A 15,207-nucleotide genomic window follows, 5' to 3' on the forward strand; every position below is an offset into this window, starting at 1 on the left:
TTTGCCAACAACGTGCATAATTCATTAAGGCGGAATTTCCTCGCAGAAATTCCAAGATTTTTTACTAACTTTGGTTCAACGGCGGAAAATTGCTCGCGCACTTTTCCTTAACGAAATCATGCACAAAACCGTTGGCAATAATTAGAACGAAACCGAAAACGAACTGCATTGAAACGAACTTATTATGGATTTCCGTAATTAAAATAAAATAAATAATCTGAAATTTGCTAAAATTAAATAATGAAAAAAATAATATACTTAACTCTAATATCCATATTTCTATTTTCTTGTGTTAATCAATCTGAATACGACAAAGTAAAATTAGAAAACGATAAACTGAAAGCTGAATTAAACGAAATTAAAAACGGAGCAGAATTTAGATTAAATCAAATTGTAGCTAATTTTGAAAATAAGAATTATTCTCAAATTGAAATTCTTGTAGACTCTCTGAAACAAATTCACCCTAACTCGGAAGAAAGTAAAAAAGCTATTTTAATAAATGAAAAATCTCAAAAAATAATTCTTGAAAGGAAAAAGAAAGAGGAAACAGAAAGATTACTTAAAGAGAAAAATAGAGAAAAAACAAAAAAGGAAAAACTTAGACAAATAATAAGAATAAAACAATTTTATTCATCTAAACCAAATTCTGCTGGTGGTGTAGATTTTAATATAATTTGGCAAAATAAGTCTGATAAAACAGTAAAATATGCAACTTTTGAAGTAGTTCCATATAATGCTGTTGGTGATATTGTAGAATGTACTATAAGGAATAGCTCAACATTTAGAGGGCAAGTTACAGGTCCTATTAAAAAGAATAAATGGAATGGTTATGGAACAACTTGGTCAAATGCTTGGTATAATAATACAATAAAGAAAATAAAAATTACTGGAGTTGATATTGACTATGTAGATGGCACATCTGAAACATTATACAGTAGTGATATTGAATATGTGAAATATTAAAAAAATGAAAAGAACTAAAAAATTTATAACCACAATTTTAATTATTATTGGTGTTTTATTTTCTTATGGAATTTGCAGAGGAATTTACGATGCAAACTATAACCCAAAGTCAAGTTTACTTTCAATTGGAATGACTATAAACGGAATGAACCCAATTAGTAGTTATGGATATAAATTAGGAATTCATACAAACCCAGAAATACAAAAAAGGATTGATAATTTTAGAGAAGGTTCCGAAAAATATAATAATTATTAAATATAAAAAACTATTGCCAACACCGTATATAATTTATTGCTAGTTCTAGCCTACTTACGAAAATCCTCGCGGATTTTCTATTCGGTTTGTACTTGCTAAATTAGGTGCTAAACCACGCAACAAACCATATACAAACACGTTGGCTTTTATACAAAAATTGTGCTAAAATTCAACTTTTTTGTTCTTTTTAAACAATAAAATATGCGGAATATTCTCACAAAAAAGCGAGAATTATAAGCCGAAAAATTTAGTTTTTTTAAAATTAAAATTTGCGAATTAATTGCTTGGCGAAAAAGCTGAAAACTCTTAAAAAATCTGTGTGAATTTTCTCAGAAAAACGTAAAATTGAGAAATACGAAAAATTGGAATTTATAAGTTTTGGCGGAATTTTCTCTGAAAACGCAAAAGACGGAATTTCTCAGAAAAACGCGAATTGAAAATTATGGCGGAATTGCCTGAATTTTGAAAATGATCCAATAAACGAAAAATAGAAATGGCGGAATAATTTATAAAAAGTACAAAAGCCAACACCGTGTAAAAAAAATTGCTAAATTTGGCTAGATCAAAGGTTGTTGCTTTTTTACAAACTTCTGATTTTCCTTCGGAAAATCCTCGTTTATAAAAATCGCAACTTTCCTTACACAAACTCGTTAGCCACCATTGAATGAAAACAGAATTAGTTACTTGGTTAAAAGATATTGGAGAAGCAAAATCAGCAGATTTCTTAAATAATTGCCGAGTAGATTTAGTGTATGTTGATACTCTTTTCGAAATGAGTGGCGACAAAGAATGGGAGTTGATGGATGCTCAAATAGGAGTACCGGGTAGATATTTTATAAAACTTCAATCAGATTTTTTAGAAGAAGTAAAAACAATAGAAAACCAATTTACAGAAGTAGCAAATGCTATTGGAATGCATATTAGACAAGTTAATTGGGTTCCAAAAATTGATGAAGAAACAGAAATGAAAGTGAAAATATCAATAGTCGCAAGACAAGCAATTTTTGACGAGATTACTTTGAACAATATTTCTTGGTCAGGTAGACTTGAAGAACCTGATTTTTTAAATAGATTATTTGATTTATCAAAACTACCATCAACAGATTCCAGATATGATAATGCTTATGATGATATTCATAAACATAGGATTATGAACTATGATTGGGAAGATGATTGGGTTTTTACTGACCGTAGATTTAATTTACTTCATTGCGATGAAGAAACTCTTTTAAAATTTTTGTTATTAACTGTAAATCCAGTTTCAAGAACTGACGAAGAAGGAATTAACCAGCTTTTAGAAATTTATAATAAATATTTAATCCCAAGTGGAATTGAAATTTATGAGAAGTCAAAAATTGCAGGAAAAGCAATATACGGTTATCGGAACATTGAAGCAATTGCAACAGAAAGTAAAGCTGTAGAAAAAACAGAGAGAAAATTAGCTTTGGTAATTGGTTGCAATGAATACGAACACGCAGGGCATCTTGCGAACCCATTAAATGATGCAAAGGACATAAAAGACAAATTAACTCAATTGGGCTTTGATGTTATGCAAGTTGAGAATGGGACTTTAAAACAAATGAAAATCGAAATTGACAACTTTGGAACTGAACTTGAAAAATATGACATTGGACTCTTTTATTTTGCAGGTCACGGAGTACAAGTGAATGGATTGAATTATTTAATACCAATAGATGCGAATTTAAAAAATGAAAGAACCGTTGAATATGATTGTGTTAGAGTCGACCGAGTTTTAAGCCATATGGAAGCGTCAAAAAACAAAGTGAATTTAGTTGTTTTAGATGCTTGTCGTAATAATCCTTTTGAACGCAGTTGGGGAAGAGATTTATCTCAAAGGGGTCTTGCGGTTATGGAAGCACCGAAAGGCTCATTGATTGCATATTCAACCTCGCCAGGAAAAACTGCTTCAGATGGAGAAGGTAAAAACGGTCTTTATACGGGAGTTTTAGTAAGCGAAATAGCTTCTGTAAATGTTTCAATTACTCAATTATTCCAAAAAGTAAGGAAATCCGTAATGGACAAGTCAAAAGACGAACAAGTACCTTGGGAATCAACTTCATTGACTGCTGATTTCTACTTCAATCGAAAATAAAAACGGTGGCTAACAATGTATATAAAAAATAGGCGAGATAGTAATAAAATCAAGGGTTTGGGCTCGTATCAAACTTTGTGCTTAACCGAAAGTTTAGGGCTTCGAAATCGCCTACTTTTCATATACTAAACGTTGGCTGCAATGCAAACGAACTACAAAAACAAAAGAATCCATTAAATGAAATTCGCATTAATTAATGACAAAAAAGTTGAAGCTTTTAAAGGAGCCAAAGGTTTCTGTCAAAATTGCGGAGCAGAAATGATTGCAAAATGTGGAGAGTTAAAAGTAAACCATTGGGCACATAAAAGAAAACGACAATGTGATTCTTGGTGGGAAAACGAAACTGAATGGCACCGGAATTGGAAAGAAAACTATCCAATCGCTTGGCAGGAAGTCATTCAATTTGACAAAAAAACCAATGAAAAACACATTGCTGATATTTATACAGATAACGGATTAGTAATTGAGTTTCAACACTCTCGAATTGACCCTGAGGAGCGAAGGAAGCGTGAGGGTTTTTATAAAAATATGGTTTGGATTGTTGATGGAACTCGTCTGAAGAGAGATTTTCCTCGTTTCAGTAAAGAATGGAAACGTGATGGGATTAGCGATGTACATAAAACAAACAAACCTGGAATATTTGAGATTTGGTTTCCAGAATTTTGTTTTCCTGAATCTTGGCTAGATAGTACTGTACCAGTGGTATTTGATTATTATGGAAACGGATTTTTAGAAGACCCTTATGGATTAAGGAAAAAACTGTACTGCTTATTCCCTAAAGTTGGTAAACATGTCTGTGTTGCAGAGATTTCACGTAAAGCTTTCATTAAGTCTACTACTGCTGGAGAATGGACTTTAAGACTTCAAAAGTTTTCAACTTATTTAATTGAACAGAGAAAACTACAAATTCAAAGAGAGAAACTTGAACAAGAAAGACGTAATGCTATTAATCGACATGAATTTAATCGACGATTACTGTCAAAGCAATATAAATACAAAAGAAGAAAACGAAGATTTTAAATTCAAACAAAGCACAGCAGCCAACAACGTATATAATTTATTGCTAGTTCTAGCCTACTTACGAAAATCCTCGCGGATTTTCTATTCGGTTTTTATTTGCTAAATTACGTGCTAAACCACGCAACAAACCATATACAAACACGTTGGCAACAAGCTGAAAAAACGAACTGAAATTAAGAATTGAGCAAAATGACAAAAATTATTTCAAGTCCTAATTGTGGGAATTCACCAAAAATGGAATTTCTAAAAGAATTCAACATTGCGTTTGCAGAAGGAAACGTAAAATTTCTTACCGAAAGCGTAACAGACGAAATCATTTGGAATATTATTGGCGACAGAAAAATTGAAGGAAGTGAAAATTTTGCGAAGGAATTGGAAAAAATGAAAGAACAAAAGACAACCGAATTAATTCTTGACCAAATCTTATCGCACGGAAAAGAAGGAGCTGCAAACGGAATAATCAAAATTCAAAATGGAAAAAAATATGCATTTTCGGACTTCTACACTTTTAATAATACAAAAGGTAAAAAATTGAAATCGATAACTTCCTATCTAATTGAAATTGATTAAAATAAATGACAAAAATTGACCCGATAATAGCAGTTAAAGATGTAAAAGAAAGTTCAAAATGGTATATAAACGTTTTTGATTGTAAAAGAACCCACGGAGGAAATGATTTTGCTGTATTGGTAGATGAAAACAATGAAGTTTTGATTTGTCTTCACAAATGGGGCGAACACGAACATCCCACAATGACCAATCCTAAAATCAAACCGGGAAATGGACTCATCCTTTACTATAAAACTGACAATTTGGAAACTATAAGGGACAACGTTGAAAAAATGAATTATCCAATCGAAAAAGATATTTACTTAAATTCTAACTCAAGGAAGAACGAATTTTCCCTGCGAGACCCAGACGGATATTATATAACGATAACTGAATATCATAAATACGAAGGATGAATGGAAAAGCCAGTTGCCAACAATGTATATAAAAAATTGCTGGTAAGTGCTTAATTCAAAGGTCTTTTTGTATTTTTAAGGTCAGTACTAAAACGAAAAAATTACGCATATTTACACGCAACTTTTCATATACTGAACCGTTGGCAATAATTAAAACCAAGATACATTATAAAATGTCAAAAATAAAACTATATTCAGACCTAATAGATATTAAAAAAAGGAAAGAAATTGTAGATTCAGGTTCACCTCAAGAACATCAATGGCTTGGCTATGACTATTATTTTACAGATGGGAAAAACGTAATTTGTATTGAAAGAGGTATAGATATTATAGAAAATGCAGACCCTTATAGTTTTCATTTATTCCCAAAGGTAAAAATTAAAATAACACAAAGAAATATAAATTATGATATAAATCAAATTGTTGAGACTGAAGCTAAAGAAACTTTACATTCTTTTGCAATAGATTGTGAAAGAGTTTACTATAATCAAAATTTACTTAAAGAAATTGACTCTCAATCATTTTGCAGAATTGGATCACAAGGATACGCTTACGACTCTAAACACCTTTTATTTACAGATAAAATAATTGCGTTAAAACCAAGTGGTAAAATAAAAACCTATGGTTTACTCTTAAAAACCGAGAATTCAATATATGTGGCAGGAAGAATAGTTAATAATATTGATATAAATTCTTTTGAGTGCTTAAATAATAAAAAAGGTGTTTTTAAAGATAAAAATACACAATACCAATTGTATTGTAACTGGATAAGTAGAGATATGAGTAAAGAGTTTGCTAAACTAGTTAAAATCTAATATTAAATAATCACTTAAAACGAATAGCGAAACATATATTTATTATGAAAATTAGTGAAATAAGAATAACTTACAAAATTGGAGATGAATCTATAGATAGGTTTGATATAAAGGGAAACCGTATTTACACCAAACATCTTGGGCTAGAAACCTGGAAAACTTATAATGAAGAAGGGCAATTAGTACACATAAAAGATTCTGAAGGTAACGAAACTTGGTATGAATATGATAAAAACGGAAATGAAACCAGTTTTAAAGACTCAAACGGAAATTTCAGCACAAAAAAATATAACGACAAAGGAAATCTAATACATTACAAAGACTCTAGCAATCTTGAATACTGGCATACTTATGATGAAAAAGGGAATTTAATACATTACAAAGATAGTATTATGGAAAGTTGGCACGAATACGACAGCAATAACAATGAAATTTCTTATAAAGATTCTGGTGGGAATGAAAATATAACCGAATATTTTTATCACCCTGAATAGAAATAATAATAGTGAATACAAAATAACTATTGCCAACAATGTATAAAAATAATAGCGATTTTAGTGTTAAATTCAAAGTAAGTAAATATAAAAAAGGTCTGTGTTTAATCGAAAAGTTAGTGCGTAAAAATCCGCTGCTATTCTTATACTAAACGTTGGCAAACATTTGACCACTCAATCAAAATATTACTTTTTCACTTTCTTTTTTTTCTTTTCGTCTATGAAATTTGAAAGATCAACCATTGGAAGAACTAAATTAATTGGCAAGCTTGCAACTTTGTAAGCTAACATTCCTCTTGTAGCACCTATTGCCACATTCAAAAATAAAGCCATTAAATCATCATGAATAAAGATTCGTTTACCGTCATCATTATACTTCACATGATTTTCATTTGGATTATCTAATTTAAATGAGGTTTCTGTTTCCATTTTAAGAAACTCGATTTGCTTTTTTGGATTATTCTCATCTTGCATTAAATAATTCACATTGATTAGTAAATTAATAATGTTTTCTGATTCAACTCCATTAACAGAAATCCCTAACTTAAAAATAAGCTTATCTTCTCGGAAATTTTCGATAACGTAATCTGTTAATTTATTAGAAAATGAGATTTCTCTAATTTCTAATACTTTCATTCCAACACTTGAATCCTTCTTTTCCATAAATTCTAGCACTCTGCAGAAAAAACTGCTCTTTTATAATTTGAAGAATATGATTTAAGAGGAGTCGGACTTGATTTTGAATAATCTGGATCGTAAATATAATGTTGATTCACAAACACAATCTCAATTTTATCATTATCTGTCTTCACAATTTCATCCTCAATCACACAAAACAATTTATCTCCCAAAACATCTTCAATTTTTGCCAATGTTTTTAATGTGAAGTTATGAGAACCAGACATCCATTTACTTATTTCTGATTCTTTCTTATTAAGTTTTTTAGCTAAATCTTTCTGATCCATATCATTAACCTCAAGCAAATGTTGAATTCTATGAGACATATCGAAAGAATTATCGATAAATATATCTATATATTTAGCTCTTAATTTTCTTATTCTATCTAGTACTGCGCTTCTTTTTTTCATTATAAAGTAAAATTCAAATTACCAAATAATTGGCTTTTATATAATGTTACTGATCCGTTTTTTAATCTTGATTTAAGAAATCTATCAATTTTCATTAAAGTTTCTACACATTCGTTTAAATATGGGTCTTCGTTGTAGGTTTTTGTAGTTTTCAAACCTCCATTTCCTAAAATTACGATATTATCACTTAATCTAATTGCATAAAGTCTTAATTTAGAACTATATAAATAATCAGGTAACGCACCAACATCGTCAACTGATTTCCCAGCTCTCCTAAAATTTCGAGGGTCTGCTCCTTTTTCTCCTATTCTATCAATTACTTTTGACATTATACCAATGTCTTCTTCAAATTTTTTATAATCAAAAGTCTTACCAAAAAAATCATCCGCTTCTAAATCTTCATTCGAATTAATTCGGATTGAATAAAAGGTCACTTCATCGTGTTCTTCAAAAACTTCTATTGTAACTTTCTTCTTTGAATTCACTTATAAGTTAAGGTCAAAATTAAACTATTTTTTAGAAAAATAAAGGATTTTATCAAAAACTTAACTTATAAGTTAATAATAGCGACTTTAGTATATTACAAATATAACATTAAATATGTCAAATAAAAGAAAAAACGTTTGCCAACAACGTATATAATTTATTGCTAGTTCTAGCCTACTTACGAAAATCCTCGCGGATTTTCTATTTGGTTTTTATTTGCTAACTTTAGTGCTTAAACCACGCAACAAACCATATACAAACACGTTAGCCACAATACGCAAAAAATGAACGGACTAACCAAATTCTTCAGTTAGTTTATCAAGATAATCGGAAATGACTTTTGACTTATCTACTTGGATTTTTTTGCCAATTTCCCTTCTCGGACAGTTTTCATTGTACTTTGCACCCCAATCCATAATTTCAATGACAATCGGAAGTAAGTCAATACCTTTTTTAGTTAGACTATAAACAAATTTTGACTTGTTATCAGGCGATACGCTTTTGGAAAGAATATTCTCGGACTCAAGAATATTCAATCGATTGACCAGAATATTTGTCGCAATTTTTTCTTCCGATTTTAAAAATTCGCTGTAAGACAACTTTCCACGGAGCATTATATCTCTGATTATCAACAAAGACCATTTATCACCAAAAACGTCCAATGAACAACTGATTGGACAGTCCGACCTATTTTTTTTCATTCCACAAAAATAATAAAGCACTTGCAATTTACAATACCTTTTGTACATTTGCAGAACTTGCAAAATGCAATAACTTAAATTAAAGATTTGAAAAATGACAAATTCTACGACTACAAAAGAGCTATTGGAAACCTATTACAAAGGCTTTGCAAAAAAGCAAGGTTGGGAATCCGTAATCTCGGACGATTTTGAATTCAGAGCCGACAATATGGAAAAGGACGATATAAACAAAGGAAAAGAAACCTATGTTAACATTATCGCTCGCTTTTCGAGGCTTTACCAAAACGTACGAATAAAAAGAATGATAATTGATGGCAACAATGCAAGTGTTATTGCCAATTACGACTACATTTTCCCAAATGGAAAGCATATTTCTGGAGATGTTGCTGAATTTTGGACTGCAAAGCACGGTAAACTGACTTCACTGCATATCTATTTCGATACGCTTACGTTTGACAAAAACACACCGAAAAAATAATGGCATACAGCGAAAACATTGCTCAAAGAATTAGAAATTCACTCGAACATTTGGCTAATGTTGAGGAAAAAAAAATGTTCGGCAGTTTGGCTTTTATGGTCAACGGGAAAATGTGTTTGACTGCTGGACCAAAAAGAATGATGTGCCGAATTGACCCTAAATTGCACGAACAAGAAGTCAAAAAAATAGGATGTTCAACTGTTGTGATGAGAGGACGGAATTACAAAGGTTACATACACGTCCAAGAAGAAAACTTGAAACAAGAAAATGACTTTGAACATTGGATTGAACTTGCATTGGACTTTAACGAACAACTGACCTCGAAAGGAAAATAAAAAGTACTGTGGCTAACAACGTATATAAAAAATAGCGGATTAAGTGCTTAAATCAAAGTGATTTCCGTAAATTTATGGTCAGTACAAAACCGAAAAGTCCGTGAGCAAAACCCGCTACTTTTCATATACAAAACCGTTACCACACATTTGAGAAGAATGCAGTTCAATAGAATAAAGTTAAATCGAAAACGACATTTCCTGCTAAAAAAACTATCCGAAAAGTTTTTAGAACAAGCCGACAATAAAAGTCCAAATTTGACAGCAGACCTAATCGGATTTTCATTTAAAGAGATAGATTCTTTCCTAAAGGTAAACACAGAACAAAGAGAATTAATAATATCGGAATTAGATAAAAACAATGAAATTGACTTTTACGAATTTAAAGAAAGGGGTTGCTTCATTGATAAAAACGGATTATCAGCTCTCGCCGAAAAAAAGTATATAAATAGAAATCAAGACATATACTTAAATTGGTTGCGGAATTTTGTCCAACTATTCATTCCTGTAGCTTCATTAATTATTGCTTATGTAGCATTATCAATGAACATTGCAAAAAACAAAAAAGAAAATAACGCAGAAATTAAAAGTTTGGAAAACAGAATTGAAAAACTTGAAAACCCAATAAACGGAAATAAAAAAATTATAGAAACAGATTCATTAAAACATTCTGACAAATGAAAATAAAAATTTTACTCTTATTAATCTTTACCACTTCTATTTCTTTTTCTCAAAAAAATGTAAACGTAAAAGGAGTTGTCACTTACTTTTTTAATGATAATTTAGGATACAAAGCCGATACAGGAACGACAATTATTCTAAATAAAATTCCAGAATCAGATTCATTAAAAAGTCCGATTTCAAAATATCGCTACTTTGAGATTTCAATAAACGCAAAAAATCAAATTCGCAAATATGTTAAACCTTCCGAATCAGAACAAAAAGAATACAATCAATTAAAAGACTCGTTGGAAATATCAAAAGACATTTATAAAAATTATGTTGACGATTTAAAAAACAATCCTGATAAAATCATTTTGACTGTCGACGGAATTGGAAATTATAGTGTCGATGTACCAATTGGTTATTATGAGATTATTGCAATTTCAAAAAACAGATACGGACGAATTTTAAATAGACATATTAAAATAACAGCAGACAAACCAAACATAGTCGATTTTGAATTCGGCAGAATATAAAAACGTGTGGTAACACCGTGTATAGCTCATTGCGGCTGAATTCCTAATCGGAATTCATTGCAATTTTGCTATCTTTGGTTTTCGGCGGAAAATCCTCGCGGATTTCCCGCAACGAGCCATACACAAACACGTTGTGTGCAATTTGAGAAATGACGAAAACAGAATTTGAAATAAAGATTTTAAGACAACATTGGATTAAAGATGATGGTTTGGACGATAAAGCTGATTTATGTTCTCACGGAGAATTGTATCTGAAAATCGGAGACGAAATTTTATCTGATTCGGAATCTGATTCGTGGTGTTTAAGTGCAACTGGACTTTATCTGCTTCGGACTTTAAAACAAGATTATAAAATAGGCGATTTTGAAAATTATTTAGTTCCTTGTTGTGGACATTTTATGATTCCGAATGACGAGAAAGATTATGTTCTGATTTGTGGATGTAATAACGGAATTGACTGGAATATTAAACACGAAAATGGAATTGTTGAATTCACTACCGAAAAAGGAGCGACAACGAAAATTCCAATTGATATTTATATAAACCAAGTTATTGAATTTACTGAGCAAGTTGAAAAATTTTATGGAGACATAAATGAAAAAGAAGTTCCTAAAGATGATTTTGACCAAAATGGTTTTCGACAATTTTGGAATGAATGGAACAATTTGAAATCGGAAATAAAAAAAACTGCACACAACACCGTATAAAAATAATTGCGGTTTAGTGCTTAATCAAAGGTCGTTGCGTGTTTGTAACGTCTGATTTTCCTTCGGAAAATCCTCGCATACAAACCCGCAACTATTCTTATACATAAACGTTGGCAACAAGCTGAAAAAGCATTGTGCTGAAATTAAAAATTCTGTAATATGACAAAGATTGTTTCAAGTCAAAATTGTGGAAACTCACCAAAAATGGAATTTCTAAAAGAATTCAATATTGCCTTTGCAAAGGGGAACGTGGAATTTATTACTGAAAGTGTGACTGATGAAATTGTTTGGGATATAATTGGCGACAGAAGAATTGAGGGGAAAGAAAAGTTTAGAGAAGAATTGGAAAAAATGAAATCCAAAAAAACGACCGAATTGATAATTGACCAAATCTTATCGCACGGAAAAGAAGGAGCAACAAACGGAATTATGAAAATACAAAACGGAAAAAAATATGCATTCTCGGACTTTTATAAATTTAAAGGAGCTAAAGTCGCAAAAATAAAATCGATAACATCATACGTGATTGAAATTTAGAATGAATAATGACTAAAATTGACCCAATAATAGCAGTAAAGGACGTTAATGAAAGTGCAGAATGGTATCAAAAAGTATTTGATTGCAAAAGAACGCACGGAGGAAATGAATTTGCTGTACTCGAAGACGAAAACGGAGAAATTTTAATTTGTCTTCATAAATGGGGAGAACACGAGCATCCAACTATGACAATTCCGAACATCAAACCAGGAAATGGACTGATAATCTATTACAAAACGGACAAATTGGATATTATTAGGTCAAATATTAAAAAAATGGATTATCCGATAGAGAAAGAAATTCACATAAACCCAAATTCAACAAAAAAAGAATTTTCATTGCGAGACCCAGACGGGTATTATTTAACAATAACCGAATATCATAAGTATGAAGGATAAAAAAAAGCCAGTTGCCAACACTGTATAAGCGTAATGCGGGCTAAAGCGATAAATTTAAACGAATTGAATATTAACAAACATATCACCAAACCGAAGGTCAAGTGCTTCTAATCCCGCACTACGCTTATACTTCACCGTTACCCACAATTAAAAAAAACATTCTGCAAACCAATAAACTAAAGGAATAAATGATAAAATGGAAAGTCACAATCATTGGAACTGGAATATTAGGAAACAGTCCCAAAATGATAAATGAGGTGTTTGAATTAGACGAAAATACAGTTAGAGATTTAAGTAATTCAAATACAAAAGAACAAGTTATAAAAGGACTTTTGCTAACCAGAATCCCAAGTGTCGAAGTTGATGTAAATAAATTAAATATTAATAGAGAGGAGATTCGTAATTCAATTCTTAAAAACGAAACGGTTAAAGAAATTGGAAAATCTGCTATTGCTGGTGCAATTGGAGGAGCAATTGCCAATAGAACTTCTAAAAGCAAGAAAAAAAGGAATGAGAAAGTAAATGAAGATGATGAAGAAATTATTTCATCATTTGCTCACGAACTTACACCATTTCATAATATTTCATTTTCTAACAATGTTCAAGAAATAACAAATAATCTCGATGAAATTTATTTTGGAATTAAGTCTTATAAATGGAAATATGCGAGTGATGGTGTGAATAAAGTAACAGTTACAGAAAACAACAGAAGTTTAACCAAGTGTTTGAATAAATTTGAACACGGACTCAAACTTTTGGAAAAATCCACAGAGGACGAAAAAATAAAAAAAGAATACAATAAAAAATACAAAAAATTAAAATTCAAAAAGATTTTTAATAAGTTCTATTTAGTTATTGGATTTGTGCTTGTGTTTTTAATTTTAATCTTGTTGTTATGGATAACAGAATAAACGATGAAATTGTCTTCGCCGAATTAAGTAAAATTTTCTCTTACAAATCGGAAATACATAATAATACAGAAATAATTAATAGAGGTTTTGTTTGTTCTCAAATAAAAAAAGGAAAAGTTCTATTTGTTGGAATAAATCCATCTTATACATCAGACGCTAAAGTCGAGAGTTATCAATATGACATAGAAAAAGCAGTAACAGAATATGCACGACATTACTCAAAGTTTCCGAATTTAATTGAGAACACAGCTTTTCAAAACAGTTGGACTTACATTGACTTATTTCAATTTAGAGAAACAAATCAAAAAAAAGTAGCCGATTTTATAAAAAATGACCCACAGTTTTTAGTTAGTCAATTAAGGTTGACACATAAAATAATTTGTGAAATTAATCCAGAGCTTATTATTGTTTGCAATAGTGGAGCTTCTGACTTTTTTGGAATTAACAAATGGGAAAATACGAAAGGTTGGCAAAATGTTTGGTTTGGTTATGATTTTGAATTTGACAAAAATTTAGGTGTAGATATTATTAAGTCCAAAAATAAGAATAGTATCTTACCAAAGGAAAATGAGTTTCTATTTGGAACACCAATTCTATTTACGAGTACGCTAACTTATATGGCGAAATTTGACAAAAGACGATTGAATTGGCAAATAAATAGAATTGCGGAAAATGGAATTTAAAGAAACATCGGAATAATAACTGTGGGTAACACCGTGTATAATTAATTGCTGGTTTTAGCCTATTTACGAAAGTCCTCGCGGACTTTCTATCTGTGTTTTATTTGCTATCTTTAGTTCTTAAACCACGCAACTAATCATACACAAACACGTTGTAAAACATTTAGAGAAACATTAATCAAACATCAAAAACAAATGCAAAAAGTAATTACAGTAACCACACAAACATCATCGATAAAGATGACAAATTCACGGAGAAAGAATATACCAAACTAAATGAGTATTTAGAAGATGGATATAAAGTTAAACAAGTAGTTCCAGTTGTTACTAATTCGGAATCGAGCTATATGTATTCAATCACATTTGTACTGGAAAAATAAATCTAATAAAATCATTTAATAATGGAAGTAGTAAATATCATTCTTACTGTAATTTTGGTTGTTGTTACTTCCATTTACACTTACATTACGTACAAAACATTACTTTCTTACAAGAATCCGATTTTATTTCTACGGACTTTATTAATCGATTCTGAATATGAATGGGACAAACATTTAATGAGAGATTTAGACCCAGTTCAAGAACAGATTCGAGGACTTTCCAAAATAAATATCGATAAGAAAATAAAGTTTAAAATTGTCAATAATGGAGTTAGTCCAGCTTATGACATTATTCTAAAATACGAAATACATACTTTCAAAAATGACATAACATTCGGAATAGATGAGGCTGATGTTAAGGACTACAAAGCAATACCATATAAAACCTCTATAAGACAAGAAAAATACAATTATTTAGCACCAAAAGAAGAAATTGATTTAGATATTGTATTTGCTTCTAATTTCCCTAAAATTGAAATTATAGTAACTGAATTAAAATCTAACGAAGTTACGAGTATAAAAAAACGGACTACAATCTTTGTTTATAAAAATAGTGAACATTGTGAGATTGGAGATTCGATTGATTATCGAAATATGGTTGGTGTATAAAACGTTTTACAACAACGTATATAATTTATTGCTAGTTCTAGCCTACTTACGAAAATCCTCGCGGATTTTCTATTC

Annotated in this window: 22 protein-coding genes; 18 read left to right on the forward strand and 4 right to left on the reverse strand. The window is 30.5% G+C overall.

Annotated elements, in window-relative coordinates:
- The first annotated feature begins 240 nt into the window (after window positions 1-240).
- The 8 genes from ABDX67_RS07015 (at window position 241) to ABDX67_RS07050 (ending at window position 6,626) form a co-directional block, all read left to right on the forward strand.
- A complete protein-coding gene (locus tag ABDX67_RS07015) occupies window positions 241-963 on the forward strand; it encodes a hypothetical protein (RefSeq protein ID WP_298550772.1) in 723 nt (240 codons plus the stop codon).
- A gap of 4 nt (window positions 964-967) precedes the next feature.
- Window positions 968-1,219 (forward strand): hypothetical protein, encoded by a 252-nt coding sequence (locus ABDX67_RS07020; RefSeq protein ID WP_347174243.1) that lies wholly within the window; start codon window positions 968-970, stop codon window positions 1,217-1,219.
- Between the two features lie 664 nt (window positions 1,220-1,883).
- Window positions 1,884-3,332: a caspase family protein gene (locus ABDX67_RS07025; protein ID WP_347174244.1), complete on the forward strand. Its 1,449-nt coding sequence runs from the start codon at window positions 1,884-1,886 to the stop codon at window positions 3,330-3,332.
- 177 nt (window positions 3,333-3,509) lie between these two features.
- Entirely contained in the window at window positions 3,510-4,352 is an 843-nt protein-coding gene (locus tag ABDX67_RS07030; RefSeq protein ID WP_347174245.1) for a competence protein CoiA, read from the forward strand.
- A gap of 189 nt (window positions 4,353-4,541) precedes the next feature.
- Entirely contained in the window at window positions 4,542-4,922 is a 381-nt protein-coding gene (locus tag ABDX67_RS07035; protein WP_347174246.1) for a nuclear transport factor 2-like protein, read from the forward strand.
- Between the two features lie 5 nt (window positions 4,923-4,927).
- Entirely contained in the window at window positions 4,928-5,317 is a 390-nt protein-coding gene (locus ABDX67_RS07040; protein ID WP_347174247.1) for a VOC family protein, read from the forward strand.
- A 173-nt stretch (window positions 5,318-5,490) separates the two neighbouring features.
- Window positions 5,491-6,132: a DKNYY domain-containing protein gene (locus tag ABDX67_RS07045; protein WP_347174248.1), complete on the forward strand. Its 642-nt coding sequence runs from the start codon at window positions 5,491-5,493 to the stop codon at window positions 6,130-6,132.
- A gap of 44 nt (window positions 6,133-6,176) precedes the next feature.
- Entirely contained in the window at window positions 6,177-6,626 is a 450-nt protein-coding gene (locus tag ABDX67_RS07050; protein ID WP_347174249.1) for an RHS repeat domain-containing protein, read from the forward strand.
- Between the two features lie 186 nt (window positions 6,627-6,812).
- Here the strand turns inward: ABDX67_RS07050 and ABDX67_RS07055 are convergent, their stop codons facing one another.
- The 4 genes from ABDX67_RS07055 to ABDX67_RS07070 all read right to left on the reverse strand — a co-directional run bounded on the left by ABDX67_RS07055 (window position 6,813) and on the right by ABDX67_RS07070 (window position 8,901).
- Window positions 6,813-7,289: a hypothetical protein gene (locus tag ABDX67_RS07055; RefSeq protein ID WP_347174250.1), complete on the reverse strand. Its 477-nt coding sequence runs from the start codon at window positions 7,287-7,289 to the stop codon at window positions 6,813-6,815.
- Window positions 7,290-7,294: 5 nt separating this feature from the next.
- Window positions 7,295-7,630 (reverse strand): helix-turn-helix domain-containing protein, encoded by a 336-nt coding sequence (locus ABDX67_RS07060; protein ID WP_347174251.1) that lies wholly within the window; start codon window positions 7,628-7,630, stop codon window positions 7,295-7,297.
- An 83-nt stretch (window positions 7,631-7,713) separates the two neighbouring features.
- Window positions 7,714-8,199 carry a hypothetical protein gene (locus ABDX67_RS07065; protein WP_347174252.1) on the reverse strand — a complete coding sequence of 162 codons (486 nt, stop codon included), beginning with the start codon at window positions 8,197-8,199 and terminating at the stop codon, window positions 7,714-7,716.
- Window positions 8,200-8,493: 294 nt separating this feature from the next.
- A complete protein-coding gene (locus ABDX67_RS07070; RefSeq protein WP_260575007.1) occupies window positions 8,494-8,901 on the reverse strand; it encodes a winged helix-turn-helix transcriptional regulator in 408 nt (135 codons plus the stop codon).
- A 94-nt stretch (window positions 8,902-8,995) separates the two neighbouring features.
- Between ABDX67_RS07070 and ABDX67_RS07075 the strand changes: the two genes are divergently transcribed.
- The 10 genes from ABDX67_RS07075 to ABDX67_RS07120 all read left to right on the forward strand — a co-directional run bounded on the left by ABDX67_RS07075 (window position 8,996) and on the right by ABDX67_RS07120 (window position 15,132).
- Window positions 8,996-9,379 (forward strand): nuclear transport factor 2 family protein, encoded by a 384-nt coding sequence (locus ABDX67_RS07075; RefSeq protein WP_065230328.1) that lies wholly within the window; start codon window positions 8,996-8,998, stop codon window positions 9,377-9,379.
- The gene (locus ABDX67_RS07080; protein WP_040491863.1) at window positions 9,379-9,714 is read left to right on the forward strand and encodes a TfoX/Sxy family protein; all 336 of its coding nucleotides are present in this window, start codon (window positions 9,379-9,381) and stop codon (window positions 9,712-9,714) included. The genes ABDX67_RS07075 and ABDX67_RS07080 overlap by 1 nt, the downstream gene beginning before the upstream one ends.
- A gap of 255 nt (window positions 9,715-9,969) precedes the next feature.
- Window positions 9,970-10,392: a hypothetical protein gene (locus tag ABDX67_RS07085; protein ID WP_347174253.1), complete on the forward strand. Its 423-nt coding sequence runs from the start codon at window positions 9,970-9,972 to the stop codon at window positions 10,390-10,392.
- Complete coding sequence (locus ABDX67_RS07090; RefSeq protein WP_347174254.1) at window positions 10,389-10,910, forward strand: hypothetical protein; 522 nt, start codon at window positions 10,389-10,391, stop codon at window positions 10,908-10,910. The genes ABDX67_RS07085 and ABDX67_RS07090 overlap by 4 nt, the downstream gene beginning before the upstream one ends.
- Window positions 10,911-11,059: 149 nt before the next feature.
- Entirely contained in the window at window positions 11,060-11,617 is a 558-nt protein-coding gene (locus ABDX67_RS07095; RefSeq protein ID WP_347174255.1) for a hypothetical protein, read from the forward strand.
- A 159-nt stretch (window positions 11,618-11,776) separates the two neighbouring features.
- The gene (locus ABDX67_RS07100) at window positions 11,777-12,154 is read left to right on the forward strand and encodes a nuclear transport factor 2 family protein (protein WP_347174256.1); all 378 of its coding nucleotides are present in this window, start codon (window positions 11,777-11,779) and stop codon (window positions 12,152-12,154) included.
- A gap of 8 nt (window positions 12,155-12,162) precedes the next feature.
- Complete coding sequence (locus ABDX67_RS07105; protein ID WP_347174257.1) at window positions 12,163-12,552, forward strand: VOC family protein; 390 nt, start codon at window positions 12,163-12,165, stop codon at window positions 12,550-12,552.
- A 188-nt stretch (window positions 12,553-12,740) separates the two neighbouring features.
- Window positions 12,741-13,463 carry a hypothetical protein gene (locus ABDX67_RS07110; protein WP_347174258.1) on the forward strand — a complete coding sequence of 241 codons (723 nt, stop codon included), beginning with the start codon at window positions 12,741-12,743 and terminating at the stop codon, window positions 13,461-13,463.
- The gene (locus tag ABDX67_RS07115; RefSeq protein ID WP_347174259.1) at window positions 13,448-14,146 is read left to right on the forward strand and encodes a hypothetical protein; all 699 of its coding nucleotides are present in this window, start codon (window positions 13,448-13,450) and stop codon (window positions 14,144-14,146) included. Before ABDX67_RS07110 ends, ABDX67_RS07115 begins: the two co-directional genes overlap by 16 nt.
- A 398-nt stretch (window positions 14,147-14,544) precedes the next feature.
- Window positions 14,545-15,132, forward strand: a complete 588-nt coding sequence (locus tag ABDX67_RS07120) for a hypothetical protein (protein ID WP_347174260.1) — start codon at window positions 14,545-14,547, stop codon at window positions 15,130-15,132.
- Window positions 15,133-15,207 lie beyond the last annotated feature (75 nt).

This window comes from Polaribacter uvawellassae (genome assembly GCF_039748955.1).
GTDB lineage: Bacteria > Bacteroidota > Bacteroidia > Flavobacteriales > Flavobacteriaceae > Polaribacter > Polaribacter uvawellassae.

Coding starts and splice junctions, on each gene's coding strand:
- ABDX67_RS07075 (WP_065230328.1), top strand. CDS start 8,996: ATGACAAATTCTACGACTACAAAAGAGCTATTGGAAACCTATTACAAA.
- ABDX67_RS07025 (WP_347174244.1), top strand. CDS start 1,884: ATGAAAACAGAATTAGTTACTTGGTTAAAAGATATTGGAGAAGCAAAA.
- ABDX67_RS07095 (WP_347174255.1), top strand. CDS start 11,060: ATGACGAAAACAGAATTTGAAATAAAGATTTTAAGACAACATTGGATT.
- ABDX67_RS07100 (WP_347174256.1), top strand. CDS start 11,777: ATGACAAAGATTGTTTCAAGTCAAAATTGTGGAAACTCACCAAAAATG.
- ABDX67_RS07110 (WP_347174258.1), top strand. CDS start 12,741: ATGATAAAATGGAAAGTCACAATCATTGGAACTGGAATATTAGGAAAC.
- ABDX67_RS07020 (WP_347174243.1), top strand. CDS start 968: ATGAAAAGAACTAAAAAATTTATAACCACAATTTTAATTATTATTGGT.
- ABDX67_RS07030 (WP_347174245.1), top strand. CDS start 3,510: ATGAAATTCGCATTAATTAATGACAAAAAAGTTGAAGCTTTTAAAGGA.
- ABDX67_RS07105 (WP_347174257.1), top strand. CDS start 12,163: ATGACTAAAATTGACCCAATAATAGCAGTAAAGGACGTTAATGAAAGT.
- ABDX67_RS07040 (WP_347174247.1), top strand. CDS start 4,928: ATGACAAAAATTGACCCGATAATAGCAGTTAAAGATGTAAAAGAAAGT.
- ABDX67_RS07055 (WP_347174250.1), bottom strand. CDS start 7,289: ATGGAAAAGAAGGATTCAAGTGTTGGAATGAAAGTATTAGAAATTAGA.
- ABDX67_RS07060 (WP_347174251.1), bottom strand. CDS start 7,630: ATGTCTCATAGAATTCAACATTTGCTTGAGGTTAATGATATGGATCAG.
- ABDX67_RS07045 (WP_347174248.1), top strand. CDS start 5,491: ATGTCAAAAATAAAACTATATTCAGACCTAATAGATATTAAAAAAAGG.
- ABDX67_RS07070 (WP_260575007.1), bottom strand. CDS start 8,901: ATGAAAAAAAATAGGTCGGACTGTCCAATCAGTTGTTCATTGGACGTT.
- ABDX67_RS07090 (WP_347174254.1), top strand. CDS start 10,389: ATGAAAATAAAAATTTTACTCTTATTAATCTTTACCACTTCTATTTCT.
- ABDX67_RS07015 (WP_298550772.1), top strand. CDS start 241: ATGAAAAAAATAATATACTTAACTCTAATATCCATATTTCTATTTTCT.
- ABDX67_RS07120 (WP_347174260.1), top strand. CDS start 14,545: ATGGAAGTAGTAAATATCATTCTTACTGTAATTTTGGTTGTTGTTACT.
- ABDX67_RS07035 (WP_347174246.1), top strand. CDS start 4,542: ATGACAAAAATTATTTCAAGTCCTAATTGTGGGAATTCACCAAAAATG.
- ABDX67_RS07115 (WP_347174259.1), top strand. CDS start 13,448: ATGGATAACAGAATAAACGATGAAATTGTCTTCGCCGAATTAAGTAAA.
- ABDX67_RS07080 (WP_040491863.1), top strand. CDS start 9,379: ATGGCATACAGCGAAAACATTGCTCAAAGAATTAGAAATTCACTCGAA.
- ABDX67_RS07050 (WP_347174249.1), top strand. CDS start 6,177: ATGAAAATTAGTGAAATAAGAATAACTTACAAAATTGGAGATGAATCT.